We start from the raw sequence: 15,922 nt of genomic DNA on the forward strand, positions 1-15,922 counted from the left end.
ACTCAACCAGAGCGTGAACGTTACGCGCGATCGCACGCGCGGGCACGTGCCAGGTCGATCAGTGCCGCGATGGACGGGGCGGACTTCGGATCGGCCAGCAGGTCGCACGCCAGCGACAGGGCCGCGCCCTGGCGGCCGACGCGGGCGACGATGTCCGGGATCGTGTCGAAGTCGGGCACGTGGGCATATCCGACGATGCGCCGAATGACCTCCATCGCGGCGAAGGCGATCGTGTCGGCCTCGACCTCGCGCATCATATCGTCCTGCGCCTGAAGCAGGCCGGTCGCGTCGTCGCGAAACAGGCTGGCGGCATAGGAGTCCCCGGTGCCGCCCCGCAGGGTGGCGACGCGCCACAGGTCCACGAATTCGTCCCGGAAAGCCGTCCAGAACCGCCCGATATCGCGCAGCGCGCGGTCGCGGCCGGCCGCGTTGCCCATGGCGAACAGGTGCAGCAGCAGATTGCCCACGAACAGCCCGCAATCGAATCCGATCGGCCCGGGTGTTGCGAATTCCCCGTCGATGATGCGCGTGTCGGTGTCCGACACCATGACCGACCCGGTATGAAGGTCGCCATGCAGCAGCGCCTGGCGGCAGGTCAGGAAGCGCGCCTGCATCCGGCCGATGCTGCGGCGCACGCCGGGATCGGTGCGAATGCGCGCCGCGATGCCGTCCAGTGCGGGACTGAGCCAGTGATTGCGCGGATGAACGCGATACGGGTCGGTCAGGACCAGGTCGACGGTGATGCGCGTCAACGTATGGTTGCGCGAAAACGGCTCCAGCAGGCGGGACACGTCCTCGAACGGCAGGGCCAGCGTCGTGGTGGGGAACGTGGCGCGTGCCACGAAGGTGCCGACGGCGCGCGCGGCATCCGGCCAGTCGCCGCCCCGCATCAGCCCGTGGCGCAGTACGACATGCCGGTCCAGGCTTTCCACCACCAGCACATACAGATCCGGGTCGAAATGCAGGATGTCGGGGGTCAGGTCCCCGACATGGGGCCGGACCGCGTGCAGGTACGCGGCCTCGAACCCCGTGCGGTCCAGCGGCATCTTCCAGTTCGGATCGACCCGGACATGGGGCAGGGACTGCTTGAAGCAGACACCGCCCCCGGTGCCATCGACCTGGGCGCCATCGACCAGGAAGACGTTATTGAGGTTGCCGTCGCTGACCTCGCGAATCCGCCATGTCCCCGGTGTGCCGCCCAGCCGCGCGGCCAGGGCGGGCCGGCTCGCCAGGAACGCGCGGATGCCGGCTTCATCCAGCGTGCGATATCCGGCCGGGGATTCGGGCGTGTCGGTCATGACCGAATCCTTACCGCCGGACCGCCCCCGCGTCACGTGGCGCGGGGTTACAGCATGCTGGACAGGGGCGGGGCGATCCGTTCCAGCGACTGGCATTCCGCATCGACCCCCCAGCGCATGGCGACGCCGGCCGCGATGATCATCAGGATCGCCGCCGCGGCATATCCCGCCGCGAGCGCCAGCAGGCTGCCCTGGCCGATCAGCCATCCGAACAGGAACGGCGACGCCACGCCGCCGAACAGCGTGCCCAGGGCATAGAACAGCGCGATGGTCAGCGAACGGATTTCCAGCGGGAAGATCTCGCTGGCCGTCAGGTAGGCCGCGCTGGCGGCAGCCGAGGCGAAGAAGAAGATCGCGACCCACGCCGCCGTCTGCAGCCACGCGTCCAGCATGCCCTTGGCGAACAGCACCGCCACGCCGGCCATCATCAGCCCGGATATAAGGTAGGTCAGGCCGATCATGCGCCGCCGCCCCACCGTGTCGAACCAGCGCCCCAGGACCAGCGGGCCCAGCAGGTTGCCGATCGCCAGCGGCAGGATATACATCCCCACCGTGCTGTCGGGCACATGGTCGTACTGGGTCAGGACCAGCCCGTAGGTGAAGAAGACGGCATTGTACAGGAAGGCCTGCGCCACCATCAGCACCAGCACGTAGGCGGCCCGCCCGCGATAGGGCCCGATGATGACCTGCAAAGCCTGCGGCAGGCCGAACGTGCCGGCGGGATAGATCTGGATGGTGTCCAGCACTTCCGAACCCCGCTGCACGCCGCAATGCCGGGTTTCGATCATGGTGACGATGCGGGTCGCTTCGTCGATCCGGCGGTGGGTCATCAGCCAGCGCGGGCTTTCCGGAATCCAGCGGCGCAGGGCGATGACCGTCAGGCCCAGCAGGGCGCCGATGGCGAAGACGGCCCGCCACCCTATGGTGACCGGCATGATGCTGCCGCGCAGCAGCAGCATCGACGCCCCGGCGCCCAGCGCGGCCCCGGCCCAGAACGTGCCGTTGACGATCAGGTCCACCCGGCCGCGCAGCCGGGCGGGCATCAGTTCGTCGATGGCGGAGTTGATGGCGGAATACTCGCCGCCGATGCCCATGCCGGTCACGAAGCGGAACAGCGCGAAGCTGGTCAGGTTCCACGACAGCGCGGTCATGCCCACGCCCAGGATGTACAGGCCCAGCGTGACGGTGAAGATCTGCCGCCGGCCCAGCCGGTCGCTCGCCCAGCCGAACAGCAGCGCGCCGATGACGGCGCCCGCGACATAGGCCGAGGCCGCGCCGCCGATACCTGCGGGCGAGAGGCCCAGCGTGTCCCCCCGCTGCAGGACCGGGGCCACCGAGCCGACGACCGTGACCTCCAGCCCGTCCAGAACCCAGGTGATGCCCAGCGCCACGACCACCAGCATGTGGAAGCGCGACCAGGGCAGCCGGTCCAGACGCGCGGGGATATCGGTGACGATGGGCGCGGCATGGGGGGAAAAGCGGGAGGAGGGATGGGGAGCCGCCCGGTCTGGTACCGGCCGGCGGGACGTCATTCCTGCCATGGGGGAATCCTGTCGAGGTGACGGTTGCTTTTTGCTTATTTCGTCATCCAGACCATTACCGGGTCGATGTCCGACCCTGCCATCATGTTCGCGTGATCGGGCGCAGCAGGCACAGGCATTCGACCGACAGGCCGGGCAGCAGGACCAGATAGATCGCAGGGCCGCCCAGCCATCCGGCCAGGATCGCGGCCAGGGCCGCACCGCCCAGCATCATCCGTGCCCCGCCCCCCCGGGCCAGCAGGAACAGCCCGGTGCTGAGGGCGCACAGCAGGGCGGCCGCCAGCGCGCGGACGGGGTGATTCAGCAGGTCCGACCCCATGCCGCCCACGACCTGGCCGAGGGGCGCGGCGTGTTCCGTGCGCCCCGCCATTCCGAACAGGAAGGAAAAGGGCAGGATCAGCGCCCCGAACACGTCGCGCAGCAGCAGGAACAATCCACTGATCAGCGGCGCCATCATCAGGATGGCGACCGCGCCGCCCATGCTGGCGACGACGGTGACGATCGCGACGCGTCCTATTTTTTCTTGATCCACCATTTGACGGGCTCGGGCTCGTCTTCCACCACCGGCGGGGCGGCGGTCCGGCGCGGACGACGCGGCGCCGTGGCGCGGACGGGCGCGGGCGGCCGGGGCGCCGAGGCCTCGCGCATGCTGCGGGCCAGATCCTGTTCCAGGCGGGCGATATCGGCCCGGGCGGCTGCCAGGCTGGATCTCAGCGCCAGGATCTCCTCGTCGCGGCTTGCGAGCCCGGCCTGGGCCTCGGCCAGTTCGATATCGGCATGCCCGATCCGGGTTTCCATCGAACGCAGGCTGGACTGGGCGTCGTGACAGGCGCGCTCGGCGTCTTCGCGCAGCTTCTGCTCGTGCCGCATCTGGTGGCGCAGGCGCTCGACCTCGCCCCCGTCATCCTGCGGGGCATGCAGCGTGCGGGCAGAGGCCGGGCGGGCGAGGGCATGATGTTCGACCCGGACGTCGCCGTCCTGGACGAACTTGCGCCGCCGCTGCGCGGGGTCGAAGGCACGGGCATTGCGCGGTGCGGACGGGCTCGGCGCCGATGACCCGGCGGGTTTCGACCCCAGGCGGGCAAGGGCCTGACGCAGCGCGTCCTCGCTGACTTCATCACGATTTTCAATATCGGCGTGTTCCGTTTCGCCGGAAAACGGAAACGATTCATTATATGCGGACACAGCAGGGACTCTCGAAATGAAAAGAAAAGATGGACGATCCAAAGTCGATTTTTTGTGAATTATTTTGTTTTGTGTCGTTTGTTTCGATCAGGCTTTTCATGGGAACATAAAGTAGAAATTTTGATGCCGAAGCCGGTCTGGTAACCTGGTTGCTTCGCGACCGCCGGCCTGGAGATGGTGGTTTTGACGAGCGTTCCGACACTTGCAGGATCTGCGACGATCTGCGGCGCGAAAGCAATTTGCTCTAATGAGGGTTACTTAACACGTTTCGCCAAGAAAATTCAAGGGTCTCGTGTCTGGAGTTCTTGGGATGCCATTTCTTCCAGCGAAGGTAGATGTGCAAACTGTCATCTGGCATTAATTTATTTCATGGCACGACATGATGTGCTGGCTTTTCATTGCCGTCGGGTCCGTCAACCGGCCCGTCAAATCTGCATCGCTGTTGGGATTCTATATTCAATACGATAAACGGATCGAACATCTGCGGATTTTAGATGAAATGGAAAAAATATGGGAATCGATCAGGGGTGATCTTCGTCGTTCTGTCTCTCGATTTACCTTAAAAGTCAGGACGATGTCATGTTTTGATTTTAATGGTAACGATGTTTTTCGTCGATTAACGCGCTGGTCAGCGTTTTATACTGCCCCACGGTGGCGATGGTTTCGACCGTGTTCACTTTTATGTGACTTCCGAATCTAAACGCTTGCCCTGACCGATGGGTAGAGACACCACTATGCGGGTTGGTTCGGTGTCGGCTGGCAACGTAGCCGCGGACAATGGTGGCTTCCCGGGTTGACTGGCCCCTGGCGTGAAGGGCTCGGGTGGGGCAGCCGCAAAGCAAGAATACCAAAAAGGGAATAACGTTCATATGTCACAGCATGCTCCCATGACCATGTCCGCGGCCGGTCCGCTTGCGGCGCCGCCCGTTCCCCTGGCCCGCGCCTCGGCGCGCCTGAAGCAGGCCGGGGCGCCGCGTGTCCTGGTGGTGATGGGGGTGTCGGGGTCCGGCAAGTCCACCCTGGCGCAGTTGCTGGCCCGGCGCATGGGATGGCCGATCGTCGAAGGCGACGAACTGCATCCCGAGGCGAACATCGCCAAGATGAGCGCCGGCATTCCCCTGACGGACGAGGATCGCGCCCCCTGGCTGGAAAAGATCGCCGAGGTCGCACGGAACTGGCTGTCGTCCGGCGGATGCGGAATCGTCACCTGTTCGTCGCTGAAGCGTCGCTATCGCGATGTCATCACCGGCGGCAATCCGCAGGTCTGTTTCGTCTACCTGAAGGGACGCCCGGAAGATATCGCGCCGCGCCTGGGGCAGCGGACGGGCCATTTCATGCCGTCCACGATGCTGACCAGCCAGTTCGACGCGCTGGAGGAACCGGACGATTCCGAGGTCCTGCTGGAACTGGACGTCACGGCCAGCCGCTCCCGCCTGGTCGAGGCCGCCTATGAAACGCTGTCCGACCTGGCAGTGCCCGGTCAGCCGCTGAAGTAGACCACAAGCAGGTCACGGGCCCTTGTTCGGCTGCCACAGCACGTCGCCGCGCCCGTCATCGTTCAGATGGCGGGCGAGCACGAACAGATAGTCCGACAGCCGGTTCAGGCAGCGCAGGAGCGACGGGCTGACCGTATCCTCCTGCCGCAGGGCGACGACCCGCCGTTCCGCCCGGCGCACCACCGTGCGGGCCAGGTGGGCGTGGGCGGCGCCGGCGCTGCCGGCGGGCAGCACGAAACTGCGCAGCGGCTCCTGCCGCACGCGCAGCCGTTCGGTCGCCTCCTCGATGAACGCGACGGCTTCGTCACCCCCCTGGAAGCCGTCGATCAGTGCCTCGGTGTCCGGCGTGCCGTTTTCCGGCACGCACAGCATGCCGCCGATATCGAACAGCAGCGACTGCATCCGCGCCAGGCACGCCTCGTCCGGCGATGTGGGGGAAAGATGCAGGCGCAGCACGCCGATCGTCGCATTGGCTTCATCGACCGCGCCCAGGGCCTCGATCCGCGCGCTGGACTTGTCCACCCGCGTGCCGTCCCCCAGCGATGTCTGCCCCCCGTCGCCGCCGCGAGTGACGATTCGATCGATCCTGATGCTCATGCAGTCGTCTCTATCTTCAGGCCGCCGGTTCAGTGGTGATGGCGGCGGCGATGATGATCGTGTTGCTCCAGGGTCTGCGCCATGTCCAGATGCGACTGGACCGTGGGCACCGTCTCGGCGGCATACGCTTTCAGCGCGGGGTCCGACCCGCCCTGTGCCTCGGCCTGGAACAGGGCCAGCGCGTCGCGGTGCCCGGCGACCTGCAATTGTGCGTAATCATGGTCGAAGGCGCGGCCTTTCTCGGCCTTCAGGGTATCGAGCACATGCTCTTCGTCCGTGTTCAGGTCCGTGGACAGGGTCTGCCCATGCTGGGACGCGATGCCGCTCAGCTTGTCCTGGTTGGATGTATGGTCGGACACCATCTGCGCGGCGAAGGATTTGATCTTCGGATTATGCGACTGGGCGGTGGCGAGGTTCGCGGTCGCGATCTCGAACGCATTCGTCTGCGCCGCCTTTTCGATGAACGTCATGTCGGCGTCCGTGAAGGCCGGCGGTGACGGGGGCGCCGGCGGGGGCTTCGGATGCTCCGCACAGGCGGCCAGCGGCAGCAGCGCGGCGGCGAATGCCCAGCGTACATATGTCTTCATGGATGCGATCCGTTCCTGAAAGAGGTAAACGGATACCGAACGCATCCGGTCGCGGCGGGTTTGGTACGGGCTGTCATGCGTCGCGCATCTCCTCGACGCACGCGACCAGCCGGCGGCGGATGCCCGGTTCCAGGGCCGAGTGCCCGGCATCCGGCACCATGACCAGGGTGGCGCGCGGCCAGTGCCGGGACAGGTCCCAGGCGGACTCGCTGGGGCAGATCATGTCATACCGGCCCTGGACGATGGTGCAGGGAATATGCGCGATCCGCTCCATCGCGCCCAGCAGGCCCTCGGGCGGCAGGAACAGGCCGTGCCGGAAATAATGGGCCTCGATCCGCGCCAGGCCGATGACGGCGCGGTCCTGCGCGAAGCCGGCGACGGCGGCGGGGGCGGGAATCAGCGTCGAGCACGTTCCCTCGTAGGCCGACCAGGCCCGCGCCGCCGGCAGGTGGATCGCGGGGTCGGGATCGAACAGCAGCCGGCCATAGGCGCCCAGCGGATCATCCCGTTCCGCTTCGGGCAGGTGCGACAGGAAGGCCGCGTGCGCGTCGGGGAAGACATGGGCCAGGCCGTGGAAGAACCAGTCCAGTTCGCGCGGCCGGCCCAGGAAGATCCCGCGCAGGATCATCGCGCGCACCCGTTCGGGGTGCGCCTGGGCGTAGGCCAGCGCCAGCGTCGATCCCCACGACCCGCCGAACAGCAGCCAGTCCCCGATGCCCAGCGCCTGGCGCAGCGTTTCGATATCGCGCACCAGGTGCGGTGTCGTGTTGGCCGCGATCGACGCATGCGGCCGCGACCGCCCGGCCCCCCGCTGGTCGAACAGGACGACGCGCCAATGTTCCGGGTCGAAGAAGCGGCGATGGACCGCGCCCGCGCCCGCGCCCGGACCGCCATGCAGGAACAGCACCGTCCGCCCTGCGGGGTTGCCCGCCTGTTCCCAATAGAGTTCGTGCCCGTCGCCGACAGGCAGGTAGCCGCTGTCGTAGGGCGCGATGTCCGGGAACAGGTCGTGGCGTGGCATGGGGCGACTATACGTCAAGCGGGCGGCGCGGCTAGACTGATGCCATCATGACCGTCTTGCCTGTTTCGTCTTCCGTTCCTCCCGCTGCCCCGTCCCCGGCGGACGGGCGGCCGTTCCTGGCCGCCGGGGGCCTGATCGGCATGCTCTCGGTCATCGGCGGCGCGCTGGCGGCGCACCTGCCCGATGCGATGTTCGCCCCCGCCGGCCGCTCCCTCGCGCACCAGGCCGTGGAGATGGGCATATGGCACGCGCCGGTCCTGCTGGCGGTTGGCATCCTGCTGGCCGTGCGCGGCCGGCGTATCCTGCTGCTGCTGGCGGGGGCGGGATTCGTGCTGGGAACGGTCCTGTTCTGCGGCGCCGTCGCCTGGACGGGCGTCACCGGCCTGCATCCCGGCCCGGTGGCGCCGACAGGGGGCAGCCTGCTGATCCTGGCGTGGCTGCTGCTGGCCGTGGATGGAATGCGGCGCTGAGGGCGGACGAATGACTGAAGACGTGGCCGGCGTGCCGGTGGAGCTGCCGCATGCCGTGGGCGCGGCCTATCTGGCCGCCGAGGGGTTCGAGGACGCCCTGTCCGAGGAACTGCGGCGCAAGGGCGTGGGCATCATGGCCTGGCACGGGCGGCTGGCGCTGTCCGCCGAACCGCCGGTCGCGGCGGCCTGGTCGCTGGACACCTGGCTCGAGCCCGAACGCCATCCCGTGGCCTCGATCGGTGCCGCGGCGGCGTTGCTGCGCGCGCGGCAGCGCAACTGGGCGTGCCATGCCGTGCGGCATCACCGCCGGGCGACGCTGATCACCGACCGGCTGCCTCCGGTCGCCGCCCGACCGCTGACCTTCCCGGCCGCCGCGCCGGGCGGGCATCTGGGGGCATGGACGCTGCTGGCGGCGGACAGCATGCTGCTGTCCACGCGCAAATCCTCGCCCTTCGTGAACGGCATCGTCCAGTTCGTCGAGGACCGGGTCGGGCCGCCGTCGCGGGCCTACCTGAAATTATGGGAGGCCTGTGCCCGCCTGGGCGTCTGGCCAGTACCGGGCGAGCGCTGCGTCGACCTGGGGGCATCGCCGGGCGGATGGACGTGGGCGATCGCGCAATGCGGGGCGGACGTGGTGGCCGTGGACCGCGCCGACCTGGACCCGGCCGTGGCCGCGATGCCAGGAGTGACGCTGCGCCGGGAGAGCGCGTTCGGGATCGACCCCGCCGATATCGGCCCGGTGGATTGGCTGTTTTCGGACATCATCGCCTATCCGCCGCGCCTGCTGGCGCTGGCCCGGCGATGGATCGCGGAGGGCGCCGCGCGCCGGATCGTGATGACCATCAAGTTCCAGGGCGAAACCGATCACGAGACCGCCGAGGCCTTCGCCGCCATCCCGGGCGGCCGCGTGCTGCACCTGTGGCACAACAAGCATGAACTGACCTTCTTCTGGAATCGCGAGGCGGTCGAGGCCTATGTGTTTGGTCCCGGGATTTGGTGGTGCATTATTTTCACATGAGTGGAAGGATGCGCTATGGGCCAGGTTCACCACGGAAGCGCCACGACGACAGCGGCAGTCCGTCGAGCGATACAACATAGTCAAGAGAGCCTGAGGGTTCTGGCGAAACGCTACGGGATCAACCCGAAGACGGTCGCCAAATGGAAGGGGCGGACCGATACGTCGGATCGACGCACCGGTCCGAAGGTCGCATCCTCAACCATCCTGTCGACCGAAGAAGAAGCGATCGTTGTGGCCTTCCGTCGCCATACCCTGCTGCCTCTTGATGATTGCCTTTATGCGCTTCAGGCGACGATCCCGCATCTGACGCGATCTTCCCTGCACCGTTGTTTTCAGCGCCATGGGATCAGCCGCCTGCCCGAGACCGAAGGCGACAAACCAAAACGGTCGAAGTTCAAGAGTTATCCGATCGGCTATTTTCACATCGACATTGCTGAAGTCCGCACTGAAATGGGGCGCCTTTATCTTCTGGTGGCGATCGACCGGACCTCGAAATTCGCTTTTGTCCAATTGCACGAGAAAGCGACACGTCGCGTTGCCGGTGACTTCCTGCGTGCTCTGGCCGCTGCGGTTCCCTACCGCATCCATACCGTGCTGACCGATAACGGCACGCATTTTACCGATCCGGCCGGCAATGGATGGACACCCGAAGACATCAAGGCCATGCGGGCGGATGGTGTCCTGTTCCGGTGCCACTCTTTTGAACTGGCCTGTGCTGATCTCGATATCGAGCATCGACTGACAAAGCCGCGACATCCCTGGACGAATGGCCAGGTCGAGAGGATGAACCGCACGATCAAGGACGCCACCGTCAAGCGCTTCTACTACGAAACACATGACCAGTTGCGTCAACACCTCGCCGACTTCGTTACCGCCTACAATTTCGCCCGCAGGCTCAAGACCCTGCGCGGCCTCACTCCATATGAATTCATTTGTCAGCAGTGGGAAAAAGAACCATCACGGTTCATACATAATCCGCACCACCAAATCCCGGGACAAAACACCTAGGCAGCCTCTAACGGCGGGCGCGAAACCGGTCCACCGCCCACTCGCCGGCCTGCACGATCGGCAGCGCCAGCAGGAAGCAGGCGACGGCCACCCCGATGACGATCAACCGTTCGCGCTGCGTGGCGTCCGACGCGCCCGCGATGCTGTACAGGCTGCTCCACAGCCGCGTTCCGGCAATGTGATCGACCCCGTTCGCGATCGTGGTGCTGAAACGCAGGCTGGTCATCAGGGCCGCCGTCAGTCCCACCAGGGCGACGGTCTTGATCAGGGTGCGGGCGATGCTGGGCGGCGGGGCCTCTGTCATCCGGGGAATCCTTCCATGGCGGGCTTGTATAACGGACGCTGACTGTGGTTCATGTTAATATGTCATCATGCTTCGTTCATCAAAATCTGACGGATTGATATCATGCCCTTTCATCGCGTTCTTCCGCGTATTCTTCCGCTGGCCGCCCTGCTGGGGCTGATCGCCACGCCGGCCCTCGTGACGCCCGCCCTGGCCGACATGCCCCCGGTGCCGAAGGTCGGGCAGGAAACGCCGCGCCCGGTCGCCGCCCCCTATGGCGCGCCGGAAGGCGCGCAGGCGCAGGTCGATGCCGCCTTCCGGACCGCGCAGGCCAGCGGCCGGAACGTGCTGATCGATTTCGGCGGCAACTGGTGCCCCGATTGCCGCATGCTGGCCGGGGTGCTGGCCCTGCCGTCGGTCGCACCCTGGGTGGCGCAGCGTTTCGTCACGGTGACGGTCAATGTCGGGCGGATCAACACCAACCTCGACATCGCCCAGCATTACGGCGTGACGATCCACGCGGTGCCTACGGTGCTGATCGTCACCCCGCAGGGCAGGCTGCTCAACCCCGACGGCGCGCTGGCGCTGGGCGACGCGCGCCGCATGTCCGCCCAGGCGGTCGTCGACCTGCTGGCCGGCTGGGACGCGCGCGACCACTGAGGCCGCCGCAGCTACCTTTAAAAACAGCCTCTTACCTCACCGCATTTGCAGGACGCGTTCGGCCTCCTGCACGATGTCGGCCAGGGTTCCGGGTTCGAACGGACTGGCCAGGCCGGCGGCGGCGACCAGGCCGGTGAAGGGCTGGGACCCGCCCAGCGTGCACAGGTCGGTATAGACCGCCATCGCGCCGTCCTGGTCGGTCCGGCTGCGCAGCCAGAACTGCATCGCGCAGCACAGGGCCAGCGTGTAGTCGATGTAATAGAAGGGCGAGCGGTAGATGTGGCCCTGGGCCTGCCACCGCCCGCCCATGGCCGGGCGCGCCAGGTCGCCATAGTCCCGCCAGGGCATGTAAAGCTGTTCCAGCCGCCGCCAGGTCGCATGGCGCTGCTCGGCCGTCATGTCGGGCCGGGCATAGACCTCATGCTGGAAATGATCGACGCAGACGCCATAGGGCAGGAAGCTGAGCGAGCCGATCAGGTGCACGCGGCGGAACCGGTCCGCCAGCCCGTCCTCGACCATCAGGTCGATCTGCGGCCAGGTCAGGAATTCCAGCGCCATCGAATTGATCTCGGCGGCTTCCATGGTCGGCCACAGCAGGTCGATCCCGGGCAGGTCGCGGCTCTTCCAGTTCTGGTAGGCGTGGCCCATCTCGTGGGTGAAGACGTTGATGTCGTGCTGCGTGCCGTTGAAATTGGCGAAGATGAACGGCATGCCCATGCTGGGAAACGCGGTGCAGAACCCGCCTCCGGCCTTGGTCGGGCGATTGCGCACGTCCAGGAACCCGCCCTCGGTCATCTTGCGATAGAAGGCGCCCAGGTCGCCGCCCATCCGGTCGAACATGGTCTGCGCCCGTTCGACCAGCACGTCGTGGTCGCCCGCCGGCCGGGGGTTGCCCAGTGGGTCGATCAGCGCCTCGTCCCAGGACCGCAGCCGGTCCCAGTTCATGGTCAGCCGGCGGTTTTCCATGATCGCGCGCACCAGCGGCACCACATGGGTCAGCACGTCGTCCCGAAAGCGCGCGACCTCGGCCGGTCCGTAATCGACGCGCCGCATCCGGCGGTAGCCCAGGGGGGTATAGGTGTCGTAGCCCAGGGTCCGCGCCATGCCGTGACGGACCTGGACCAGCCGGTCGTACAGCGCATCCAGTTCCGTGCCGTGGGTGGCGAAGAAATCCCACCGCGCCTGTTCCGCCGCGTGGCGCACGTCACGGTCCAGGCTTTCGGCGAACGGCGCCAGTCCGGACAGATTGACGGTCTGCCCGTCCACGGTCAGGCGCGCCGACGCCAGCAGCGCCGTGTATTCGGCGCCCAGCCGCGCCTCTTCCTCCAGCGCGTCGCGGATGCGCGGGTCGAAGGTGGTGATGTCGGTCTCCCATAGCCGGACGGTATGGGTGCCCACGGCGGCGACCAGCCCGGGGCGATCGGGGTCGTCCAGCAGCCGGCGCTTGATCGCGATCTCGTGCTCGGTCACGCGCGGGGTCAGGCTGTCGGCCAGGTCGCGGTCGGCACGGGCCTGCGGGTCGGTGGTGTCCTGGGCGAAGCGCAGCGCGACCAGCGACGCCCAACTGTCATAGGCCCGGCGTTCGGTATCGAACAGCGCCAGGGCCTGGTCGCGCTGGCCGGCATCCAGCAACGCCGTCACGCGGCCGAACGCGGCGGCCAGGCCGTCGGCCGTAGGGGTGGGGAAGGCGAGGTCTTTGAACAAAATCGACATGCTCCGATCATCGCATCGACGACACGGCCCCGTCCATCGTCGTGTTAGGCGTGGGCAAGGTCCCGCCATGCCTCGGCGGCGAGGCTGAAGGATCGCAGCCGTGCCGCATGGTCGTGGATCGCGCCGACGATGATCAGTTCGTCGGGCTGGTGCCGGTCGATGAAGGCGCGCAGCCCCGCGCGCAGCGTCGCCGGCCCGCCGACGACGGCGCAGGCCAGGGCGCGGTCGATGCCGGCCTGCTCCATCGGCGTCCACAGCCCCTCGGTCGAGGCGACGGGGGGCGGGAACTGCCCCGGCATGCCGCGCCGCAGCGCCACGAACTGCTGCTGGTGCGACGTGAACAGGACCCGTGCCTCGGCGTCGGTGTCGGCCGCCACCACGTTCAGCCCCAGCATGACATAGGGCCGCGCCAGCCGCGCCGAGGGCGTGAATCGCTGGCGGTACAGCATCACGGCGTCGTCCATCTGGTCGGGCGCGAAATGCGAGGCGAAGGCGAACGGCAGGCCCAGCTGCGCCGCCAGATGGGCCGAGAACAGGGACGAGCCGAGCAGCCAGACCGGAATGTCCAGCCCCGCGCCCGGCACGGCCCGCACCCTCTGGCCCGGTGCGGGCGGGTCGAAATAATGCAGCAGTTCCACCACGTCCTGGGGGAAGCGGTCTGCGCTGGCGGGGTCGCGGCGCAGGGCGCGCATGGTTTCCTGGTCCGACCCCGGGGCGCGGCCCAGCCCCAGGTCGATGCGTCCGGGAAACAGGCTTTCCAGGGTGCCGAACTGCTCGGCGATGGTCAGCGGGGCATGGTTGGGCAGCATGATTCCGCCGGCGCCGACGCGAATCCGGCTGGTGCCCGCGGCCAGATGACCGATCAATACCGATGTCGCGGCGGACGCGATGGCCGGCATGGCATGATGTTCCGCCACCCAGTAGCGATGAAAATCCAGGGATTCGGCGTGGCGGGCCAGGTCGAGGCTGTTGCGGAACGCCACGGCCGCGTCGCTGCCCCGGACGATCAGCGACAGGTCGAGTATCGAAAGCGGAATCACGGGCTGGTTCCCTCCATCGTCACACGCGGCGGATGCTGCGTCCGAACCATGTGCATATGGCGACGAAGACCAGGAATCCCAGAACCATGGGCATCGCGTCGGCTCCGGCGGGCAGCACGGACAGCGTATCGTCGCGGCCGGTGGCCCCGGCCACGGCGGCCAGCAGCACGCCGGTCAGGCTCTCGCCCACGATGAAGCCCGACGCCAGCATGGTGCCGATTCCGGTTTCCGCCCGCAGGCTGGGGCGCCGCCGGGTGCAGGCCCAGCCCAGCACGGCCCCGATCGCCAGGGTCACGCTGACCGCAGGCGGCAGGTACAGGCCGATCCCCACTGCCAGCGGCGGCAGCGCGCGCGCCCAGCGGCGCAGCAGCAGGTCGGCCGCGATCAGCACGCCCCCCAGGCCAGCGCCCAGCACGATCATGTTCCAGTCCAGCTGGTGCTGGAAAATGCCGGTCGCGATCGTGACCAGCAGGGCGGGCTGCGGCGCCGCCAGGGCATGGTCCGGATTCATGCCCGCGCGCGGCATCGCGCCCACGAAGCCATAGGCCTGGTACAGCAGTTCCAGCACCGGCGGGATGACGACCGCGCCGCTGATGCAGCCCACCAGCAGCGCGGCCTGCTGCCGCCAGGGCGACGCCCCGACCAGTTGCCCGGTCTTGAGGTCCTGCAGGTTGTCGTTGGAAATGGCCGACGACGCCACGATCGCGGACAGGATGAACAGGGCGAAGGCGATGGCCAGGTGATGCCCGTTCGCCGACATCTGGGCCGGCAGCAGGCCCACCTGCTCCAGCCCCAGCAGGAACAGGGCGATCATGACGACCGCGATGATGGCGATCCCCGACAGGGGGGAGGATGACGACCCCACGATCCCGGCCATGTAGCCGCAGGCGGCGGCTATCAGGAAGCCGAACAGCGCGCAGAACAGCACCGCCGCCAGCGCCGCGCCGATGATCGCATGCTCGGCCGCGCCCGGCGCCCCCATGATCGGCGCCTGGAAGGCGACGAACAGGCCGAACAGGATGGCCAGCGACACGCCGGTCAGCAGCACCATGGTCCGGGGCGACAGGTCGCGGGACTGGCTGTCCTCGCCGACCGACCGGCCGGCGCGCAGCATGTCGCGGATGCCCGCCGCCACCGGCTGCGCCAGCATGGCCAGCGTCCAGATGGCCGCGACGCCGATCGTGCCCGCCCCCATGAAGCGGACCTTCTGCGCCCAGACCTGGGTGGCGAAGGCGGCGGGCGCCAGGTGCGCGGTGTTGGGCAGCATGGTGCTCAGCACCGGCACCGCGATGCCCCAGGCGATGATCGCGCCGACCAGCATGGCCAGCCCGCCGGCGATTCCGACCAGGTAGCCCGCGCCCAGCAGGGCCAGGGAAAAGCCGGTCGAGGCCCGGAAGACCGCGCCGCCCCATACCGCCGTCGCCGACGCGCCGTCCGACAGCAGCCGCAGCCCGCCGGTCGCGAACGTCACGACCGCCGAGACCAGGCCGCCGGTCATCAGCGCCTTCAGGCTGTCGGGATTGCCGCCTTCCGATCCCGCCTTCAGGATTTCCGCCGCCGCGACCCCTTCGGGATAGGGCAGGCTGCTGTGCGTCACCATGGCGCGGCGCAGCGGAACGGTGAACAGCACCCCCGTCATGCCCCCGGCCAGCGACAGCAGCGTCGTCTCCAGGTACGGGAAATGCTGCCAGTGGCCGATCATGACCAGGCAGGGGAACGAGATGAAGACGCATGACAGCGTTCCCGCCGCCGAGGCCTGGGTCTGGACCAGGTTGTTCTCCAGGATCGTCGCGCCGCCCATGGTCCGCAGCACGGACATCGAGATCACCGCCGCCGGGATCGAGGAGGCGACGGTCAGGCCGATCTTCAGTCCCAGATAGATGTTCGAGGCCGTGAAGACGATGGTGATCAGGGCGCCGAGGACGAGGCCGCGAATCGTCATCTCCCGCTCGGCGGACGGTGCCGCGGGGCGGGAAAGGGGGACTGTCGTATCTGTCATGATGGA

General features: G+C 67.5%; 16 protein-coding genes. 5 read left to right on the plus strand and 11 right to left on the minus strand.

Going from position 1 to position 15,922, the window contains the following annotated elements; genetic code table 11:
- Positions 1–20 precede the first annotated feature (20 nt).
- From mtnK to GDIA_RS16320, 4 genes are all read right to left on the minus strand, one after another.
- Positions 21–1,298: an S-methyl-5-thioribose kinase gene (gene mtnK, locus GDIA_RS16305; protein WP_012554850.1), complete on the minus strand. Its 1,278-nt coding sequence runs from the start codon at positions 1,296–1,298 to the stop codon at positions 21–23.
- Between the two features lie 47 nt (positions 1,299–1,345).
- Positions 1,346–2,839 carry an MFS transporter gene (locus GDIA_RS16310; protein WP_012554851.1) on the minus strand — a complete coding sequence of 498 codons (1,494 nt, stop codon included), beginning with the start codon at positions 2,837–2,839 and terminating at the stop codon, positions 1,346–1,348.
- An 82-nt stretch (positions 2,840–2,921) separates the two neighbouring features.
- The gene (locus tag GDIA_RS16315) at positions 2,922–3,374 is read right to left on the minus strand and encodes a hypothetical protein (RefSeq protein ID WP_012554852.1); all 453 of its coding nucleotides are present in this window, start codon (positions 3,372–3,374) and stop codon (positions 2,922–2,924) included.
- Complete coding sequence (locus tag GDIA_RS16320) at positions 3,353–4,024, minus strand: coiled-coil domain-containing protein (RefSeq protein WP_012227475.1); 672 nt, start codon at positions 4,022–4,024, stop codon at positions 3,353–3,355. Before GDIA_RS16320 ends, GDIA_RS16315 begins: the two co-directional genes overlap by 22 nt.
- 887 nt (positions 4,025–4,911) lie before the next feature.
- Between GDIA_RS16320 and GDIA_RS16325 the strand changes: the two genes are divergently transcribed.
- On the plus strand, positions 4,912–5,520 hold the full coding sequence (locus GDIA_RS16325; RefSeq protein WP_231854135.1) for a gluconokinase: 609 nt from the start codon (positions 4,912–4,914) through the stop codon (positions 5,518–5,520).
- 12 nt (positions 5,521–5,532) lie between these two features.
- Here GDIA_RS16325 and GDIA_RS16330 read toward each other — a convergent pair whose 3' ends face one another.
- The 3 genes from GDIA_RS16330 to pip form a co-directional block, all read right to left on the minus strand.
- Positions 5,533–6,117 (minus strand): cob(I)yrinic acid a,c-diamide adenosyltransferase, encoded by a 585-nt coding sequence (locus GDIA_RS16330; RefSeq protein WP_012554853.1) that lies wholly within the window; start codon positions 6,115–6,117, stop codon positions 5,533–5,535.
- A gap of 29 nt (positions 6,118–6,146) precedes the next feature.
- Positions 6,147–6,704 carry a DUF4142 domain-containing protein gene (locus GDIA_RS16335; RefSeq protein WP_012227470.1) on the minus strand — a complete coding sequence of 186 codons (558 nt, stop codon included), beginning with the start codon at positions 6,702–6,704 and terminating at the stop codon, positions 6,147–6,149.
- A gap of 73 nt (positions 6,705–6,777) precedes the next feature.
- Complete coding sequence (pip, locus tag GDIA_RS16340) at positions 6,778–7,725, minus strand: prolyl aminopeptidase (protein WP_012554854.1); 948 nt, start codon at positions 7,723–7,725, stop codon at positions 6,778–6,780.
- Positions 7,726–7,772: 47 nt separating this feature from the next.
- Between pip and GDIA_RS16345 the strand changes: the two genes are divergently transcribed.
- From GDIA_RS16345 to GDIA_RS16355, 3 genes are read left to right on the plus strand one after another with little or no spacing between them, the layout of a single operon-like run.
- Complete coding sequence (locus GDIA_RS16345) at positions 7,773–8,195, plus strand: DUF423 domain-containing protein (RefSeq protein WP_012227468.1); 423 nt, start codon at positions 7,773–7,775, stop codon at positions 8,193–8,195.
- Positions 8,196–8,205: 10 nt separating this feature from the next.
- Positions 8,206–9,213, plus strand: coding sequence for an SAM-dependent methyltransferase (locus GDIA_RS16350; protein WP_012227467.1), 1,008 nt, complete (start codon positions 8,206–8,208; stop codon positions 9,211–9,213).
- 15 nt (positions 9,214–9,228) lie between these two features.
- Positions 9,229–10,221, plus strand: coding sequence for an IS481-like element ISGdi9 family transposase (locus GDIA_RS16355; RefSeq protein WP_012224956.1), 993 nt, complete (start codon positions 9,229–9,231; stop codon positions 10,219–10,221).
- A 7-nt stretch (positions 10,222–10,228) separates the two neighbouring features.
- Here GDIA_RS16355 and GDIA_RS16360 read toward each other — a convergent pair whose 3' ends face one another.
- The gene (locus GDIA_RS16360) at positions 10,229–10,525 is read right to left on the minus strand and encodes a hypothetical protein (RefSeq protein WP_012227466.1); all 297 of its coding nucleotides are present in this window, start codon (positions 10,523–10,525) and stop codon (positions 10,229–10,231) included.
- A gap of 102 nt (positions 10,526–10,627) precedes the next feature.
- Between GDIA_RS16360 and GDIA_RS16365 the strand changes: the two genes are divergently transcribed.
- Entirely contained in the window at positions 10,628–11,164 is a 537-nt protein-coding gene (locus GDIA_RS16365; protein ID WP_012227465.1) for a thioredoxin family protein, read from the plus strand.
- A 36-nt stretch (positions 11,165–11,200) separates the two neighbouring features.
- On the opposite strand, the gene GDIA_RS16370 is transcribed toward GDIA_RS16365, so the two are convergent.
- From GDIA_RS16370 to GDIA_RS16380, 3 genes are read right to left on the minus strand one after another with little or no spacing between them, the layout of a single operon-like run.
- Entirely contained in the window at positions 11,201–12,877 is a 1,677-nt protein-coding gene (locus tag GDIA_RS16370) for a M3 family oligoendopeptidase (protein ID WP_012227464.1), read from the minus strand.
- A 44-nt stretch (positions 12,878–12,921) separates the two neighbouring features.
- A complete protein-coding gene (locus GDIA_RS16375) occupies positions 12,922–13,917 on the minus strand; it encodes an LLM class flavin-dependent oxidoreductase (RefSeq protein ID WP_012227463.1) in 996 nt (331 codons plus the stop codon).
- 19 nt (positions 13,918–13,936) lie between these two features.
- Entirely contained in the window at positions 13,937–15,916 is a 1,980-nt protein-coding gene (locus tag GDIA_RS16380) for an OPT family oligopeptide transporter (protein ID WP_012227462.1), read from the minus strand.
- Positions 15,917–15,922 lie beyond the last annotated feature (6 nt).

Source organism: Gluconacetobacter diazotrophicus PA1 5 (assembly GCF_000021325.1).
Classification (GTDB): domain Bacteria; phylum Pseudomonadota; class Alphaproteobacteria; order Acetobacterales; family Acetobacteraceae; genus Gluconacetobacter; species Gluconacetobacter diazotrophicus.